Origin of the sequence: Sphingopyxis sp. TUF1, assembly GCF_036687315.1 — a bacterium.
GTDB lineage: Bacteria > Pseudomonadota > Alphaproteobacteria > Sphingomonadales > Sphingomonadaceae > Sphingopyxis > Sphingopyxis kveilinensis.
Window position 1 is genome coordinate 2,046,578 of record NZ_CP144683.1, and the last position, 17,283, is coordinate 2,063,860.

Genomic DNA, 17,283 nt, shown 5'->3' on the forward strand with positions numbered 1-17,283 from the left:
TTCAAGGGACGACGATTGATCAAGATCCTCTTTGTGGTGTTGCTGCTCGTGCTGCTGTTCGGCGGCGGGGCCAAGATGATCGTCGCGGGCGGCGCCAAGTCGCTCAACATGGCCGACCGGCTGCTGGGGCAGGGCGACGGCGCGCGGCTGCTGATCGCAGACCAGCCCTATGGCCGCGGACCGCGCCAGTCGCTCGACATCTGGGCGCCCGACAGCCTGCGCGAAGGTGACCGGTTGCCCGTCGTCGTTTTTTTCTATGGCGGCGGCTGGAACAGCGGCGAGCGCGGCCATTATGGTTTTGCGGGACGCGCGCTCGCGCAGCAGGGTTTTGTCGTGGTGATCCCCGATTACCGGCTGGTGCCGAAAGCGCATTGGCCCGACTATCTGGAGGACAGCGCCGCGGCGGTCGCGTGGACGCACGAGCATATTGCAAAGCTCGGCGGCGATCCCCACCGCATCGCGCTGATGGGCCATTCGGCAGGCGCCTATAACGCCGCGATGCTCGCGCTCGATCCGCAATGGCTGCGCGCCGCGAAGAGCGACCCGTCGATCATTCGCGGCGTTGCGGGCCTTGCCGGACCCTATGACTTCCTGCCACTCGAAAAGGGCGGCCGCGCCGACAAGGCGATGGGCAAGGTTCGGCCGATCGAACGCACCCAGCCGATCCATTTTGCGCGCGGCGATGCGCCGCCGCTGTGGCTCGCGCACGGCGATGCGGATGCGGTCGTGCGCCCGCGCAACAGCCAGAATCTGGCGGCTGCGATCGAGCGCGCGGGCGGGTCGGCGGCATTGCGCATCTATCCGGGCGTCGGCCACACCGGGATCGTCATGGCGCTCGCCACGCCCTTTCGCAGCCGCGGGCCGGTGCTTGACGAGGCGAGCGATTTCCTGCGCGGAGTCACCGCGCGCCGTATCGCACCGGTGGGCGCGGAGCGATGAACGGGCCGATCCCGGCGATCGTGCTCGCGGGCAGCCGTCCCGGTCCCGATCCGCTGCTTGAGGGCACCGGGGTGTCGACAAAGGCGCTGCTGCCGATCGCGGGGCAGGCGATGCTCGTCCATGTCGTGACCGCGCTGCGCGCCGCGCCCGCGGTCGGGGCGATCACCATTTTGGCGCAGGACAGCGCGGCGCTCGCCGCCGAGCCGGGACTGGCGGGCATAGCTGACCTGCATTTTGCTACATCGGGACAGGGGATCAGCAGCTCGCTCGCCGCCGCCTTGCCGCCGGGCGACGATCCGCTGCTCGTCACCACCGCCGACAATGTGCTGCTGACTCCGGTGATGATCGCTGAATTTCTGCGCGGCGCGGCGGACAGCGACGTCGCGGTCGCGATGGTCGAGCGCGATGTGCTGCTGACGCGCTACCCCGAATCGCGGCGCACCTGGCTGAAGTTCCGCGGCGGCTGGTGGTCAGGGGCGAATCTGTTTCGGCTGCGCGGACGACGGGTTCTGCCGCTGCTCGATTTTTGGGGGCGGATTGAGCGCGACCGCAAAAAGGGGCTGAAGATCGTTGCGGCGTTCGGGCCGTGGCTGCTCATCGGCGCGCTGCTGCGCCTCTTCACAATCCAGCAGGGTGTCGCGCGGGCGGGGCGGCGCTTTGGTCTGGCGGCGAGGGTCGTGCCGATGTCCGAACCCGAGGCGTGCATCGACGCCGACAAGCCCGCCGACATCGTGCTGATCGAAGCGATATTTGCCGCGCGGGGCGAAGCGGCTATAGGGCGGCGGCCATGAGCATTACCAAAGCCATCATCCTGTCGGCCGGACAGGGTTCGCGCCTGTTGCCCCTGACGCGCGACATCCCCAAATGCCTGATCGAACTGGGCGGGCGCAGCCTCATCAGCTGGCAGGTTGCGGCGCTCGTCGCGAATGGAGTCAAGGACATCGTCGTCGTCACGGGTTTCCGTACCGAGCGCGTCGAGGATCATGCGCTCCAGCTTTATCGCGACACCGGCGCGCGCATCCGTACCCTGTTCAACCCTTTCTTTCAGGTCGCCGACAATCTCGGCACCTGCTGGATTGCGCGCGAAGAAATGGACCGCGATTTCATCATCCTCAACGGCGACACCATTGTGTCGGACGAGATCGTCGCGCGGTTGATCGAGGGCGCGAACGAGCCGATCACCGTTACCGTCGATGTCAAAGCCGATTATGACGACGACGATATGAAGGTGAACCGCGACGCCGAGGGACGGCTGCACCAGATCGGCAAGCGGCTCTTGCCCCCCGATACCAACGCCGAATCGATCGGGATGCTGGCCTTTACCGGCGACGGTCCGTCGATCTTCCGCAATCAGGTCGACCAGATGATGCGGACCCCCGACGGGGTCGAACGCTGGTACCTGCGCGCGATCGACATCATCGCCAAGGGCAACCGCGTCAGCACCGTGTCGATCGAAGGCCTCGAATGGCAGGAAGTCGATTTCCCGCAGGATGTCGAGGCCGCCGAGGCGCTCACCGCCAAATGGGCCGCCGAAGGCCGCTACGCGAAATAGGGTTTGAGCCACTCGGTGAGCGCGGCGATCTGGACGTCGCTCAGCTTTACCGCCTGCGCCAGATCGGGCTGACCCGGCCAGCCGGCATCGGCGACCGTCAGCCCCGCGCCGCTGCGTTCGCCGTCATAGCGCGGCAGGACGTGGAAATGGACATGGCGATCGACCATCATCAGCATCAGATAGTTGATCTTCGCATAGCCGACCGCTTGGCCCAGTGCGGCCTCGATTGCCGCGGTGACAATCTTGAGTTCGGCATGCGCTTCGGCGGGCAGGTCGCCGAACGCCGTGGCGTCCGATTTTGCCGCCAAGATCAGCGCGCCGAGCACCGGCTGGGCGGGGCGCAGCAGCACGACCCAATGGTCATAGTCGGCAATCAGCGTCGCCGGATGCCCGAATTTGGCGATGGTGTCGTTCATGCTTCCTCCATCCAGCTGACGATCGGCTTGCCCGCGCGCCGCGTCGCATAGGCCTGCACCAGCTGCACGGCATGGACGAGCAGCGAGATGACCGTCCACCATGCCACCGCGATCAGCCCGGTGTCGGGGCGTCCGGCGAGGGTGGCGAAGAACAGGATCGCGAAATTGGGGTTGCGCCGCGCGGTGATCAGGCGAAACTGGCTGTCGAACCGGCGCCAGACATGGACGTCCATGCCGAAATCCTTGATGAACATCCCCTCGATCACGCGCTGGAGCACATAGCCCGCGACCACCGCAATCATCACCAGCAGGAAGGTCTGATCCGGCAGCGCAAGGCCCCAGGCACCGAGCCCGACGCCCCAGAAATACCACCAGAAGGGCGGGTGGATCAGGTCGACGCCATGGTCGGCGACATTGCCCCATTTCGACGAGGTGATCGTGCAGCGCGCGAGCTTTCCATCGACCGTGTCGAGCACCATGAAGATGAAGCCCGCCAGCATCCCTTCCCAATATCGGCCATAAGCGAAGAGATAGGTCGCATAGATGCACAGCGCCGCGCCGATCGCGGTGACCATGTTCGGCGTCATGCCGATGCTCGCCGCGCCGCGCGTCAGCCACAGCGCGAGTTCGGGCCAGAGATATTTGGTGAGTGCGTCGGTGACGCCCTTATAGGCACCGAAATAGCTTTTCCGCTCGATCGCGCGTCGCGTTTCAGGGGTCAGCGGCTGAATGAAGGGGCAGTCGAGCTTGCGCAGCTGGCGGTTATAGATTTGCGGATTGTCGCGATAGTCGATGATCGACAGCGTGCTGCGGTTGGCGGCAATGTCGTCCGGCGTCATGCCGCCGACCAGATGCGCCATCACCAGCGCATCGCCGTCCATCACCACCGTACCGGGAAGCGCGACGACATGGCGCAGCCAAACGGGATCAAAGACATAAGCCAGATTGACGTAAAGCCGCGCGCCCGATGCGCCCGGCACGTCGGGCAACCCCTCGGCGCGCGCCAGCCGGCGCAAACGCTCGGCATTGGTCATGCCCCAGATCGGGGTCGGATTGTCGCCGATCGGCGTCAGCGCGGGGAGGGAATGGCTGTCGGTCATCCGCCGCTCTTATCCTGCCCGGCGTCCTTTGCAAGAAAGTGCAGGATTGCCTCGGCGCCGCGCGCCGCCGCGCCGGCGGGATCGCCACCGATCGATTCGGCAAGGCGCGCGCGCTGGGCATCGGCATAGAGCGGATGGCGGGCGGAGGCGGCGTCGAATGCCGCGGGCAGCTCTGCGATGTCATCGAGAACATCCCCGAGCGTCCAGAAAAGATAGTCGGGATCGCCCGCCCAATCGACCTGATGGGCGTTGAGGAATATGCACGGCCGCGGCGTGGCGAGAAATTCGTAAACCTGGCTGCTGACGTCGCCCAGATAGAGGTCGGCGCCGATGGTATAGCTCATGTCGAACAGGCGTTCAGAGCCGAGGTCGATGTGGATTTTGTCCGGCACCGCGAGCCGCTCGACCGCCACCCGCTCGGCCTCGCTTGCTTCGGCGAACAGGCGGACGTGCGGCGCGACGACAAGGTTGTAGCGATCCTGCGCGGTGAACCAGTCGATGATCCCGAGCCCGAACCGATCCCAGGACGACAGGTCGCGCCGGAAATGCGGGGCATAGAGGATTGTCGGCCGCCCATTGTCGAAAATCGGCGCGCGCGATTTTTGCAGGCGGCGCATCAGGTCGAGCTTCACATAGCCCGTGACCGCGTAATGGCCGGGACGGATCGTTCGCGCGTCCAGCATCCGCGCTTCGCTTTTTTCTCCCGCAACGAGCGCAAAATCGAAATGACGGTCGCGCGCATCAAAGGTGATCGCGCGGTCGCCCGCGCCGTGTGGCGTGAAGATGAGGCGCGTCCGGCGCGGCAGGAAATGTCGGATCGCCGTTGTCGTTCGTTCGGGAACGATGATCGCGTCGAACTTGCGAAGAAAGGGCAGCGCGTCGAGGAGGATCGGCAGGCGCGGATTGCGGAACAAACCACACGCGCGGAGCCAGTGTGGCAGACCCTTTTGTCCGAGCAGGGTGATGTTCGGCGCAAAGCCAGGATAGGCGAGCATGACCTGCTGTGCGACGGGCAGATGGTCGGCGCTCGTCACCGCGACCTCGACTGCTTGACCTTGCACGGCCATTTCGGCGGCGATGGGCAGCGCGTGGAACAGGTGGTGCGGCTCGCCGATGAAGAGGAAGAGGATGCGCATCAACGAGCCTCTGCCGACGTCCCCGCGGCAGCATCCTCGAAATCGGCGAGCTGCCAGCCATGGTGTGCGGCGAGCCGCGCGAACCTGGCGCCGCGCCCGACGAGCCACGCCTCGCGCGCAAGCGCAAAGGTTGGCGCGTCGCTGACATGGTCCGAATAGGCGCGGATATGCGCGTCCTCGCGCTCATTCGCAACAAGCCACTCGGTGACGCGCCGCGCCTTTTCGGCTCCGTAGCAATTGGTGCCTTCGAGTGCGGGCAACCAATTTCCGACGGCGTCGCGGCGATGGCGCGAGGCAATGACGGCGTCGAAACCCAGCGCATCGGCGATCGCGTACGCGTAAAATTCGGGCGCCGCGGTCGCCATCAACAGCTGAAAGCCTTCGGAACGGTCGCGCGCGATGCAGGCGGCGGCGCCCGGCGGTACGTCGCGCGGCACCCGCCACGCGGCGAACCGCGCGGCGAGCCGCTCGGCGCGCTCCTGCGCTATGGTGCGGCCGAGCATGAGGCGGATCGCCGCGGGCTTGAACCGGTCGCGGCCATACAGGCCGAGCGCATAGCCGATCATCAGCACCGCGAGCGCAGGGAGCAGCAGCAACCGCCACGGGGTCTCGCGCCACGCTGCCCACAGCAGAAACAGCGTGAAGGTCGGCGTCCGCAGCACGGTGCGGTCAAGATCATAGACGGCGACGCGGAGCGGAATATCGGTCATCGCTCGGCGGGTCCGATCAGGCGAAGGCGATGCGCGGTCTTGCCGAGCGAGGCACGGTCGGCGAGCGGCAGCGCAAAGCGCAGCGCCAGCCAGATTGCTAAGGCAGCGATGGCGAGGAGCAGCGGCAGGGCAACGGGATCGGGCAAGAGGTCGGCGAGTATCGCAGCAATCCCCGCAGCAATGGTGATGCCGATCCCGCGCAGCGCCACCGACGGGAATTGCATATCGAATGGATGCAGCCGCTCGACCAAGGCGAGTTGCAGCGTCGGGATCGCGGCCATCGCGACGAGTCCGATCGCGGTCGCCAGCGTGACGCCGGTCAGCGGATCGACATGGCCGACCATCAGCCACCCGGCCGCGACAGCCACCGCCACCCCGATGATGCTGGCGGTCAGCTGGTGGCGAAAGGCGGCGACGACTTGAAGCACCGGCGCCGAAATGCCGAGCACCGCTTCGGCCGCGCGCGCGAAGAGCAGGATGACCAGAGCCGCCTGCGCCGTCTGCGCCTGATCGCCGAACAGGCTGAGCAATGACGCGCTGCCCGCGGCGAGCACCGCGGCGAGCGGCAGCGCGATCGCCGCGATCAGCCGCGTTGCATAGGCATAAATGTCGGCAACCTGCCGCCGGTCGCGCCGTTCGGCGCTGGCGGCGAGCGGCGCCATCACATAAGTGAAGGCGATGCGCACAAGCTGGACGACGCTCGACAATTTGCGCGCGATGGTGAAGAGGCCCGCCGCCGCGGCGCCGGCCGCGCCGGGGAGCAGCATGTTGAGGACCAGCGCGGGCGCGTCACCGAACAGCCGTGTAATGATGTTCGACGGCAGGATCGACAGCCCCGCCCAAAAGGTGTCGCGCGACGTCCGGCTCGCCCAGGGACCGCGCCAGAGATCGGCAAAGCTATATTGCTGCGCAAGCAGGCGGACCGACAGCGCCGCGGTGATCGCCAGCGAGCAGAGGTGGGCGATGAACAGCCCCTTGAGGCCGAGGCCACCGGCAAAGAAGAGGCCCGCGAACACGAGGCGCAGCAATTGTTCCCACACGATCCTGAGCCGGATTTCGGCGCCGAACACCATGCGCGCGCGCAGCGCCGACGTCGCGATTTCGACGAAGGCCCACAGCGGCAGCGCCCAGACGAAAATCTTGATCGCCGGGATGACCAGCTCGCGATCCTTAGCCGCGACATTGAGGAGCGGGCCGAGCTCCGCGGCGAACAGCGAAATCAGCGCGGCGACAAGGATGCATGGGCCGACGCCGAAAATCATCGCGGTGCGCAGCGCCGCCGCCGCTTCGGCATCGCTTGCCGATTGCGGGACGGTCCGCTGCATCGCGCTGGTCATACCGAGGTCAAAGATATTCTCGATGAGGTTCACCGCCGCCCACAGCACCGCATAAAGACCATAGCCTGCGAGCCCGAACATCAGGACATAGAGCGGCTGCGCGATGATTTCGACCACCGCACCAAGGCGCGCGAGCACCGTCGTGCCGAGTCCGCGCGCGACGCTGCGGCTGGTGACGGCAGGATGGTCGGCAGCTTCGCTCATCCTTGCCGCACCTAGCGGCTCGACCGGCGCGCCGCCAGCGGCTTTCGCGCATCGGCGGCGCATCACCCCCTTGTCGGCGCCGCCAATCGGGTCTAGTCGATCCCGCGACTGCATCATTGGAGCCCGACATGGCCGAATTCCGCCTGCCCAAGAACAGCCGCCCGCAAAAGGGCGGCAAGGTCCACAAGGCCGAAGGCGCGAGCAACGTCAAAAAATTCAAAGTCTATCGTTACGACCCCGACAAGGGGCAGAACCCGCATTTCGACACGTTCGAGATCGACACCGATACATGCGGTCCGATGGTGCTCGACGCGCTCATCAAGATGAAGAGCGAGCAGGATTCGACGCTGACCTTCCGCCGCTCGTGCCGCGAGGGCATCTGCGGCAGCTGTTCGATGAACATGAACGGCAAGAATGGCCTCGCCTGTACCACCGCGATCGAAGATCTGAAGGGCGACATCACGATCACCCCGCTGCCGTCGATGGACGTCATCAAGGATCTGGTCCCCGATTTCACCCATTTCTACGCGCAATATGCGTCGATCGAACCCTGGCTCAAGACCAAGACGACGACGCCGAGCGGCAAGGAACGGCTGCAATCACCCGCCGAACGCGAAAAGCTTGATGGGCTGTATGAGTGCATCCTGTGCGCCTGCTGCTCGACCAGCTGCCCCAGCTATTGGTGGAACAGCGACAAATTCCTTGGTCCCGCGATCCTGCTTCAGGCGTATCGCTGGCTCGCCGACAGCCGCGACGAGATGACTGGCGAGCGGCTCGACGAGCTGGAAGATCCCTTCCGCCTCTATCGCTGCCACACGATCATGAACTGCGCCAATGCGTGCCCCAAGGGGCTTAGCCCCGCGCGCGCGATTGCCGAGATCAAAAAGCTCGAGGCCGAGCGGCAGGTGTGAACGACGGGATCGAGGAACCGAAGCGCCGCGAGTATTTCAGCGCCGAGGAACTTGAGGGCGGCTGGGCCAGCTGGGACCTGAAAGACCCCACGCGTTTCAACAGCTTTATCGAACCGCTGACGGTGCGCATGGAAGCGCCAACCGCCGACGGGCGTCCGCGCGCGCGGGTGCGGATGGTTCCGGAGCGCAAGCACAGCAACCTTGGCGACAATGTTCATGGCGCGGTGACGCTGGCGCTGGTCGACGTCGCGCTGTTTGCGGCGTCGCACCAGTTTGGATCGCTCAATGCCGGTCATTCGGTGACGCTCGACCTTTCGACGCAGTTCGTGGGCGCCGGGCGCGTGGGCGAGCCGCTCGATGCCGTGGTCGAGCTGGTGCGCGAAACGGGGCGGCTCATCTTCCTGCGCGGCCTCGTCGTGCAGGGCGATGACGATAGCCATATCGTGCTCAGCTTTGCGGGAACGATCCGCAAGGCGAGCAAATGACCACCGTTCTTGCGACTTACGACGCGCTCGTCGCGGCAGGCGAGCTGCGCCCCGACCCCCAACAGCGCGCCGCCGCGGTCCGGCTCGATCATTTGCAGACGGAGCTGGAAGCGGTGCCGAAACGCGGCAGCCTGCTCTGGCGCCTTGCGGGCCGTAAGCCCGAGGCGCTGCGCGGCGTCTATCTGTGGGGCGCGGTCGGGCGCGGCAAGTCGATGCTGATGGACCTGTTCTACGACCAGCTGTCGATCGAGCGGAAGCAGCGTGTTCATTTCCACGCCTTCATGATCGATGTCCACGCGCGGATGCGCGAAGCCCGGAAGAGCGAGAGCGGCGATCCCATCCCGCTTGTTGCCGACGCGCTGGCGGCGAATGTCCGCTGCCTCGCTTTCGACGAGATGGTGGTGAACAACAGTGCTGACGCGATGATCCTCTCGCGCCTGTTCACCGCGCTGATCGACCGCGGGTTGACGATGGTCGCGACGTCGAACCGGCCGCCGAAGGATCTCTACAAGGATGGGCTCAACCGTGAGCATTTCCTGCCGTTCATCGCGCTGGTCGAGGATCGGCTCGACGTAATGGGACTGAATGGCCCGACCGATTATCGCCGCGACCGGCTGGGCGACGGCGCGCGCTGGTTCGTGCCCGCCGACGATGAAGCGAGCGCGGCGCTCTCGGCGGCTTTTTTCCGCCTCACCGATTATCCGCCCGAGGACCGCGCGCATGTTCCGTCGCTCGACCTCGACGTCGGCGGCGGACGGACGCTGCATGTGCCGAAAGCGCTGAAAGGCGTCGCGGTTTTTTCGTTCAAGCGCTTGTGCGGCGAGGCGCGCGGCGCCGCCGATTATCTGGCGGTCGCGCAGCATTTCCACACCGTGATCATCGTCGGCATTCCGCGCATGGGGCCGGAGAACCGCAACGAGGCGGCGCGCTTCGTGACGCTGATCGACGCGCTGTACGAATATAAGGTCAAGCTGCTCGCAAGCGCGGCGGCGATGCCCGACCAGATTTATGTCGCGGGCGACGGTGCGTTCGAGTTCGAGCGCACGGCGAGCCGCCTCGCCGAAATGCAGTCGGACGATTATCTTGCCTTAGGCCATGGCCAGGAGGATGCCCCCGGCAATCTTCCCCCAACGTGAGGTATTGGCGGTGACATAGGCGAGGCTGCGGACATAGCGCACCTCGTGGGCGAGATGCCCTGCCGCCTGCTCGGCGGTCCTGCGTAACGTTCGCAGCGGTCGCGGTTCGGGCATCCCGATCGGCCCCGGTTGGGCCGGGGGTGGCGGCAGGTCGGCGAAGCCGCCGTTGGTTACACGCGGGTCCGTTGCGACTGTCTGGCACAGCGCCTCCATACGTGCGATCGCCAAGCGGTTAGGGACTGCGCGGTCGCGGCTCAAAAGCTCGAAACTGTGGCTGAAGGCGGAGAACTGGATCGCGCCGCTGTCTGCCGCATGACCCAGCGCGTCGCGCATTTCCTCCTCGGACATGGCGCAGAGCTGCGCCGGGCGAAAGCTGTCGGCGCGGTCCATCAGCCCGCTGACCGGCACTTCGCACACGCCATGATGCATCCGCATCCCGATATTGGTGCGGTCGAGCGCGATGTCGCAGCCATGGCCCACATAGGCGCCATTGAAGCTGCTGTCATAGGCAAAGCCGAGCGCGGCGAGCGCGCGGAGCGTATCATCGTTAGCGCCGAAATTGCCCGCGCGAAAGGCGACCGGATCGGGTGCACCGGCGCGCACCAGCATGTCGGCGGCGAGCCCAATCAGCTTTTTCTGCGCGCCGAGCGGGAAGTCGCCGATGTTGCGCCCGGTCAGCCGCCCGACCGGGTTGAAGCGCGCGAAGGCGAGCCATTCGGTGTGGATATGGAGCTGTACCTCGTGCCCGCGCGCGACGATCGCCGCCACGATGTCGCGGACAATCGATGGCCCGTGAACGAGCGCCGGCATCGGATCGACGAAAAACACGCCCTTGAGGCCGTATTTTTCCAGCATATCCATCTGGAACATGATGCCGAAATCGCCCTCGCGGCAACGGCCGAGGATCGAGCTTTCGAAATTGGCGCGCGCGTCCTCGCCCCGCTGATAGAGGCCGGCCGACAATTCGATATCGAAACTGATGATCGCGCGCGTCACCGATCGCGCGTAACAAAGCGGGGATAAGGGAGGGTTAATCCGCCGCTACGGGGCGCGCGCGCGGCAGCGGGTAATCGCTATCGAGAAACTCTTCGTCGCGTCGATAAAAGATATTGCGAACTATTAGCATAAAAAGCCGGGAAATCGCGCTTTTCGCGGTTGTTTCGTTAACGGAATCGGCGTAGGGGCGTCGCAGTCTTGGGACCGGAACCGGAGCTTTAGCCCGTGCTCCTGCCGGTCTGTGAACCAATTGCCGGGCTTGCCAGGAAGGGAGTGCCGCGCGCCATGGGACGCAAGAAGATCGCATTGATCGGAGCCGGGAATATCGGCGGGACGCTGGCGCTGCTCGCCGCGCAGAAGGAACTCGGCGACGTCGTCCTGTTCGACGTCGTCGAAGGCGTGCCGCAGGGCAAGGCGCTCGACCTGTCGCAGGTCGGTCCGATCGCGGGCTTCGACGCGAAGATCACCGGCTCGAATGACTATGCCGACATTGCCGGCGCCGACGTCATCATCGTCACCGCGGGTGTCGCGCGCAAGCCCGGCATGAGCCGCGACGATTTGCTCGGCATCAATTTGAAGGTCATGAAGGCGGTCGGCGAAGGCATCAAGGCGAATGCCCCCGACGCTTTCGTCATCTGCATCACCAATCCCCTGGATGCGATGGTCTGGGCGCTGCGCGAGTTCTCGGGTCTCCCCCACAACAAGGTCGTCGGCATGGCCGGCGTGCTCGACTCGGCGCGTTTCAGCCACTTCATCGCCGACGAATTCGACGTGTCGGTGAAGGATGTGAACACCTTCGTGCTCGGCGGCCATGGCGACACGATGGTCCCCGTCGTCCGCTATTCGACGGTCAACGGCATCCCCGTTCCCGACCTGGTCAAGATGGGCCTTTCGTCGCAGGACAAGATCGACGCGATCGTCAAGCGCACCCGCGGCGGCGGCGGCGAAATCGTCGCGCTGCTCGGCACCGGCTCGGCCTTCTACGCGCCGGCCGCGAGCGGCATCGCAATGGCCGAAGCCTATCTGGGCGACCAGAAGCGCATCCTGCCCTGCGCCGCCTATGTCGATGGCCAATATGGCGTTGATGGCCTGTACGTCGGCGTGCCGGTGATGATCGGCGCGGGCGGCGTCGAGAAAATCGTGGAGATCGAACTCGACGATGCCGACAAGGCGGGCCTGCAGGTCTCGGTCGATGCGGTGAAGGAACTGCTTGACGCATGCAAAAAGTTGGATCCGTCGCTGGCCTGACCCTTTTATGCGGCCCGGCATTTCTCGTCGGGCCGTTGATGCTCCCCGGGAGAATTTAGATGAGCATTCTGATCGACAAGAATACCAAGGTCATCACGCAAGGGATGACCGGAGCCACCGGCACCTTCCACACCGAACAGGCGCTCGCCTATGGCACGCAGATGGTCGGCGGCGTGACACCGGGCAAGGGCGGGACGACGCATATTGGCCTGCCGATGTTCAACACCGTCGACGAAGCGAAACATGCGACCGGCGCGACCGCGTCGGTCATCTATGTGCCGCCGCCGTTCGCCGCTGATTCGATCCTTGAGGCGATCGATGCCGAGATCGAACTGATCGTCTGCATCACCGAGGGCATTCCCGTGCTCGACATGGTCAAGGTGAAGCGCGCGCTGTCGGGTTCGAAGTCGCGCCTCATCGGTCCGAACTGCCCCGGCGTGCTGACGCCGGAAGAGTGCAAGATCGGCATCATGCCCGGCAACATCTTCAAGAAGGGCAGCGTCGGCGTCGTTTCGCGCTCGGGCACGCTGACCTATGAAGCCGTGTTCCAGACCTCGAACGTCGGGCTGGGTCAGACCACCGCGGTCGGCATCGGCGGCGATCCGGTCAACGGCACCAACTTCATCGACGTGCTCGAACTATTCCTTGCAGACGAAGCGACCAAGTCGATCATCATGATCGGCGAAATCGGCGGCGATGCCGAAGAACAGGCCGCGCAGTTCCTGATCGACGAAGCCAAGCGCGGCCGCAAGAAGCCGATGGCCGGTTTCATCGCGGGCCGCACGGCGCCTCCGGGCCGCCGGATGGGCCACGCCGGCGCGATCGTGTCGGGCGGCAAGGGCGACGCCGAAAGCAAGATCGCGGCGATGGAAGCCGCCGGCATCAAGGTGTCGGCGAGCCCGTCGGAACTCGGCACGACGCTCGCCGAAGTGCTGAAGGAACGCGTCTGAGCTGGCGGCCCGCCGGCGTCCTTTGTCGGCGGGCCTCCGCTCCCCATATAGAATCCACTCCTCCCTCCCCGCGGAAAAGAAATGAACCTCGAGAGACAAAGCTTCGACATCGACGAGCCGCAGGCCGGCCCCAGCTGGGCGCCGAAGAACTGGCCGGTCATCGACAGCGACGACCTGACCGCCGCGCTCGACCCGCAGCAGATGCAGGTCGCGGTTAAGGCTGCCGCGGCGAAGGCGGGCGCGCCCTTGTCGAGTGCCGAGGTCGAGCGTGCGGCGAATGATTCGATCCGCGCGATGATGCTGATCCGCACCTATCGCGTGCGCGGGCATCTCGCCGCCAATCTCGACCCGCTGGGACTCAGCCAGCGCGAGTTGCCCGCCGACCTGACCCCCGAATATCACGGCTTCGCCGGCGCCGACCTCGATCGGCAGATCTGGCTGGGCGGCACGCTGGGGCTGGAAAAGGCGACGGTGCGCGAGATCGTGGCGATCCTGCAGGCGAACTACTGCGGCTCGGTCGGCCTTGAATATATGTATATCGCCGACATCGAGGAGCGCCAGTTCCTGCAGGAGCGGATGGAGGGCGCCGACAAGATCATCGAATTTTCGGTCGAGGGCAAACGCGCCATCCTGAACAAGGTGATCGAGGCCGAGGAATGGGAAAAATTCCTTGCGCGCAAATATGTCGGCACCAAGCGGTTCGGGCTCGACGGCGGCGAGAGCATGATCCCCGCGATGGAAGCGATCATCAAATATGGCGGCCAGTACGGCGTCAGGGAAATCGTTTACGGCATGGCGCACCGCGGGCGGCTGAACATGCTGGCGAACGTCATGGCCAAACCCTATCAGGTGATCTTTCACGAATTTTCGGGCGGCAGCGCGAATCCCGACGACGTTGGTGGTTCGGGCGACGTCAAATATCACCTCGGCACATCGACCGACCGCGAGTTCGGCGGCGCGTCGGTGCATATGTCGCTCGTCCCCAACCCCTCGCACCTTGAGGCGGTCGATCCGGTCGTGCTCGGCAAGGTGCGCGCGCAGCAAGTTGTTCGCGACGATCTGGTCAAGCATGAACAGGTGCTACCCGTGCTGATCCACGGCGACGCCGCCTTTGCGGGACAGGGGATCGTGTGGGAATGCCTCGGCTTCTCCGGCATCCGGGGTTACAACACCGGCGGTTGTATTCACTTCATCGTTAATAACCAGATCGGTTTCACTACCAGCCCGCAATTTGCCAGATCGTCACCCTATCCATCGGATGTCGCGAAGGGCGTTCAGGCGCCGATCCTGCACGTCAACGGCGACGATCCCGAAGCGGTGACCTTTGCGTGCAAGCTCGCGATCGATTTCCGTCAGCAGTTCAAGCGCGACGTCGTCATCGACATGTGGTGCTATCGCCGCTTCGGCCATAATGAGGGCGACGAACCGTCGTTCACCCAGCCGTTGATGTACGAGCGCATCCGCAAGCATCCGCCGGTGTCGCAGCTGTGCGCCGCGAAGCTGGAGGCCGAGGGCGTGATCGATGCCGGCTGGGCCGATGCGCGCCGCGCCGAATTTGTCGCGCGGCTGGAAGGCGATTTCGAGGCGGCAAAAAGCTATAAACCGAACAAGGCCGACTGGTTCGCCGGCCGCTGGTCGGGTCTCTATGCACCGACCGATTCCGAAAATGCCCGCCGCAACATCGCGACCGGCGTGTCGGAAAAGCTGTTCGATTCGATCGGCCGCACGCTGACGACGATCCCCGACGATGTCGAGGTCCACAAAACGCTGCGCCGCGTGATCGACGGTCGCGCCGCAATGTTCGCCGACAAGAGTGACGCCGAGGTGTTCGACTGGGCGACTGCCGAAAGCCTCGCCTTTGGCACCTTGCTCAGCGAAGGTTATCAGGTGCGCCTGTCGGGTCAGGATTCGGGCCGCGGCACCTTCAGCCAGCGCCACGCGGTGTGGGTCGATCAGAAAACCGAAGAGAAATATGTGCCGCTGACGACCGTGCCGCACGGCCGGTTCGAGGTGCTCGACAGCCCGCTGTCCGAATATGGCGTGCTCGGCTTCGAATATGGCTATGCGATGGCCGATCCGAAGAGTCTGGTATTGTGGGAAGCGCAGTTCGGCGACTTTGCCAACGGCGCGCAGATCATGATCGACCAGTTCATCGCGGCGGGCGAAGCCAAGTGGCTGCGCGCCAACGGGCTCGTGATGCTGCTGCCCCACGGGTATGAAGGGCAGGGGCCGGAGCATAGCTCGGCGCGCCTCGAACGCTTCCTGCAACTCTGCGCAGGCGACAATATTCAGGTGTGCAATATTTCGACCCCGTCGAACTATTTCCACGTCCTGCGCCGCCAGATGCTGCGTTCGTTTCGCAAGCCGCTGATCATCATGACGCCGAAATCGTTGCTGCGCCACAAGCTTGCAGTGTCGCAGCGCAGCGACTTCATCGGCGACGCGCATTTCCGCCGCATCATGTCGGATCGTACGCCGCCCGCGGACAAGGACATCAAGCGCGTCGTCCTGTGTTCGGGCAAGGTCGGCTACGACCTGATGGAGGCGCGCGATGCCGCGGGCCTGACCGACACGACGGTGATCCGCATCGAACAACTTTATCCTTTCCCCGGCGAAGCGCTGGCGATCCGGCTGAAGCGGATGCCGAAGCTGGAGGATGTCGTCTGGGCGCAGGAAGAACCGCGCAACAACGGCGCCTGGTTCTTCGTCAACGAACTGATCGAGGAATCGCTGATCGAGGCGGGCAAGAAGAATATGCGTCCACGCTATGCCGGTCGCGCCTCCGCAGCATCGCCCGCGACCGGGCTGATGAGCCGCCACCAGACCGAACAGTCGGCGCTCGTCGCCGACGCGCTCGGCCTGTCGGTTCGCGCCGAAATCCGCCGTACCAAGAATAAAGCCTGAGCCCCAAGGAACTGCATCTGATGAGCACCGAAGTCAAAGTCCCCACGCTGGGCGAAAGCGTTTCCGAAGCGACGATCGGCGAATGGCTGAAAAAGCCCGGCGAAGCGGTGGCGCTCGACGAGCCCATCGCCAGCTTGGAAACCGACAAGGTCGCGGTCGAGGTGCCCTCGCCCGTCGCCGGAGTGATGGGACAGCAGCTCGCTGCCGTGGGCGACACGGTCAATGTCGGCGCGGTGATCGCAACGATCGAGGCGGGCGGCGCGGCCGCGTCGCCGGCGCCCGCCAAGGCCGAAGCCGCAGCGCCGACCCCCGCCGCCACCGCGCCCGCCGCGAGCGAAGGCGTCGATACGGTCACGACCATGTCGCCGGCGGTGCGCCGTCTGGTGCTCGAACACGGGCTCGACCCGACGAAGATCAAGGGCAGCGGCAAGGACGGCCGTCTGACCAAGGAAGATGTGCTGGCGGCGGCGAATGCAGCGCCCGACGCCGCGCCCACGCCTGCTCCCGCCCCCGCGGCAGCGCCTGCCGCGAGCGGCGCGCCGGGCCGCCAGGAAGAGCGCGTCAAGATGACGCGCCTGCGCCAGACGATCGCCAAGCGGCTGAAATCGGCGCAGGACACCGCGGCGATGCTGACGACCTTCAACGACGTCGACATGTCGGCGGTGATCGAGGCGCGCGCGCGGTACAAGGATCTGTTCGAAAAGAAGCATGGCGTGCGGCTGGGCTTCATGGGCTTCTTCACCAAGGCCGCGTGCCTTGCGCTCAAGGACATTCCCGCGGTCAACGGCCGCATCGACGGCGACGAGATTGTCTATAACAATTATATGGATATTTCGGTCGCGGTGAGCGGGCCGAGCGGGCTTGTCGTGCCGGTGATCCGCAACGCCGAAACGCTGTCGTTCGCGGACATCGAAAAGACGATCGGCGATTTCGGCAAGCGCGCCAAGGAGGGCACGCTGACGATGGACGACATGACCGGCGGGACGTTCACCATCTCGAACGGCGGCGTGTTCGGGTCGCTGATGTCGACCCCGATCATCAACCCGCCGCAGTCGGCAGTGCTCGGCCTCCACCGCATCGAGGATCGTGCCGTGGTCGTGAACGGCGAGGTCGTCGTGCGCCCGATGATGTATCTCGCGCTCAGCTATGACCACCGCCTGATCGACGGCCGCGAGGCGGTCACCTTCCTCAAGACGATCAAGGAAGCGATCGAGGATCCGACGCGGTTGTTGATCGACCTCTGAAATCCTACATCCGTT

The 17,283-nt window shown here is 65.1% G+C and carries 16 protein-coding genes; 10 read left to right on the plus strand and 6 right to left on the minus strand.

Annotated features, from left to right (window positions below):
* Positions 1 to 15: 15 nt before the first annotated feature.
* Genes VSX77_RS09695 through VSX77_RS09705 form a run of 3 tightly spaced genes read left to right on the plus strand, consistent with a single transcriptional unit; the run spans position 16 to position 2,491 of the window.
* Positions 16 to 939, plus strand: a complete 924-nt coding sequence (locus tag VSX77_RS09695; RefSeq protein ID WP_338424401.1) for an alpha/beta hydrolase — start codon at positions 16 to 18, stop codon at positions 937 to 939.
* Positions 936 to 1,730 carry a nucleotidyltransferase family protein gene (locus tag VSX77_RS09700; RefSeq protein ID WP_338424402.1) on the plus strand — a complete coding sequence of 265 codons (795 nt, stop codon included), beginning with the start codon at positions 936 to 938 and terminating at the stop codon, positions 1,728 to 1,730. The genes VSX77_RS09695 and VSX77_RS09700 overlap by 4 nt, the downstream gene beginning before the upstream one ends.
* Positions 1,727 to 2,491, plus strand: coding sequence for a phosphocholine cytidylyltransferase family protein (locus tag VSX77_RS09705; protein WP_338424403.1), 765 nt, complete (start codon positions 1,727 to 1,729; stop codon positions 2,489 to 2,491). The genes VSX77_RS09700 and VSX77_RS09705 overlap by 4 nt, the downstream gene beginning before the upstream one ends.
* On the opposite strand, the gene VSX77_RS09710 is transcribed toward VSX77_RS09705, so the two are convergent.
* The 5 genes from VSX77_RS09710 to VSX77_RS09730 are packed head-to-tail and all read right to left on the minus strand — an operon-like array spanning position 2,479 to position 7,394.
* On the minus strand, positions 2,479 to 2,907 hold the full coding sequence (locus VSX77_RS09710; RefSeq protein ID WP_338424404.1) for an HIT family protein: 429 nt from the start codon (positions 2,905 to 2,907) through the stop codon (positions 2,479 to 2,481). The two genes, VSX77_RS09705 and VSX77_RS09710, sit on opposite strands and share 13 nt — an antisense overlap.
* Positions 2,904 to 4,007, minus strand: coding sequence for a CDP-alcohol phosphatidyltransferase family protein (locus VSX77_RS09715; protein ID WP_338424405.1), 1,104 nt, complete (start codon positions 4,005 to 4,007; stop codon positions 2,904 to 2,906). Before VSX77_RS09715 ends, VSX77_RS09710 begins: the two co-directional genes overlap by 4 nt.
* Positions 4,004 to 5,143 carry a hypothetical protein gene (locus tag VSX77_RS09720; RefSeq protein WP_338424406.1) on the minus strand — a complete coding sequence of 380 codons (1,140 nt, stop codon included), beginning with the start codon at positions 5,141 to 5,143 and terminating at the stop codon, positions 4,004 to 4,006. Before VSX77_RS09720 ends, VSX77_RS09715 begins: the two co-directional genes overlap by 4 nt.
* A complete protein-coding gene (locus VSX77_RS09725; protein ID WP_338424407.1) occupies positions 5,143 to 5,853 on the minus strand; it encodes an HAD-IB family phosphatase in 711 nt (236 codons plus the stop codon). The genes VSX77_RS09720 and VSX77_RS09725 overlap by 1 nt, the downstream gene beginning before the upstream one ends.
* On the minus strand, positions 5,850 to 7,394 hold the full coding sequence (locus VSX77_RS09730; RefSeq protein WP_338424408.1) for a lipopolysaccharide biosynthesis protein: 1,545 nt from the start codon (positions 7,392 to 7,394) through the stop codon (positions 5,850 to 5,852). Before VSX77_RS09730 ends, VSX77_RS09725 begins: the two co-directional genes overlap by 4 nt.
* Positions 7,395 to 7,522: 128 nt before the next feature.
* On the opposite strand from VSX77_RS09730, the gene VSX77_RS09735 reads away from it, so the two are divergent.
* From VSX77_RS09735 to zapE, 3 genes are read left to right on the plus strand one after another with little or no spacing between them, the layout of a single operon-like run.
* Positions 7,523 to 8,305: a succinate dehydrogenase iron-sulfur subunit gene (locus VSX77_RS09735; protein ID WP_338424409.1), complete on the plus strand. Its 783-nt coding sequence runs from the start codon at positions 7,523 to 7,525 to the stop codon at positions 8,303 to 8,305.
* Positions 8,302 to 8,790 (plus strand): PaaI family thioesterase, encoded by a 489-nt coding sequence (locus VSX77_RS09740; protein WP_338424410.1) that lies wholly within the window; start codon positions 8,302 to 8,304, stop codon positions 8,788 to 8,790. Before VSX77_RS09735 ends, VSX77_RS09740 begins: the two co-directional genes overlap by 4 nt.
* Complete coding sequence (gene zapE, locus VSX77_RS09745) at positions 8,787 to 9,926, plus strand: cell division protein ZapE (RefSeq protein WP_338424411.1); 1,140 nt, start codon at positions 8,787 to 8,789, stop codon at positions 9,924 to 9,926. Before VSX77_RS09740 ends, zapE begins: the two co-directional genes overlap by 4 nt.
* Here zapE and VSX77_RS09750 read toward each other — a convergent pair.
* Positions 9,879 to 10,922, minus strand: a complete 1,044-nt coding sequence (locus VSX77_RS09750) for a polysaccharide deacetylase family protein (protein WP_338424412.1) — start codon at positions 10,920 to 10,922, stop codon at positions 9,879 to 9,881. The genes zapE and VSX77_RS09750 overlap by 48 nt on opposite strands.
* A gap of 285 nt (positions 10,923 to 11,207) precedes the next feature.
* On the opposite strand from VSX77_RS09750, the gene mdh reads away from it, so the two are divergent.
* The 4 genes from mdh (at position 11,208) to odhB (ending at position 17,268) form a co-directional block, all read left to right on the plus strand.
* Complete coding sequence (gene mdh, locus VSX77_RS09755; RefSeq protein WP_338424413.1) at positions 11,208 to 12,170, plus strand: malate dehydrogenase; 963 nt, start codon at positions 11,208 to 11,210, stop codon at positions 12,168 to 12,170.
* Between the two features lie 59 nt (positions 12,171 to 12,229).
* Entirely contained in the window at positions 12,230 to 13,120 is an 891-nt protein-coding gene (sucD, locus tag VSX77_RS09760) for a succinate--CoA ligase subunit alpha (RefSeq protein ID WP_338424414.1), read from the plus strand.
* A gap of 81 nt (positions 13,121 to 13,201) precedes the next feature.
* A complete protein-coding gene (locus tag VSX77_RS09765; protein WP_338424415.1) occupies positions 13,202 to 16,024 on the plus strand; it encodes a 2-oxoglutarate dehydrogenase E1 component in 2,823 nt (940 codons plus the stop codon).
* A gap of 20 nt (positions 16,025 to 16,044) precedes the next feature.
* On the plus strand, positions 16,045 to 17,268 hold the full coding sequence (gene odhB, locus VSX77_RS09770) for a 2-oxoglutarate dehydrogenase complex dihydrolipoyllysine-residue succinyltransferase (RefSeq protein WP_338424416.1): 1,224 nt from the start codon (positions 16,045 to 16,047) through the stop codon (positions 17,266 to 17,268).
* The last annotated feature ends 15 nt before the right edge of the window (positions 17,269 to 17,283 follow it).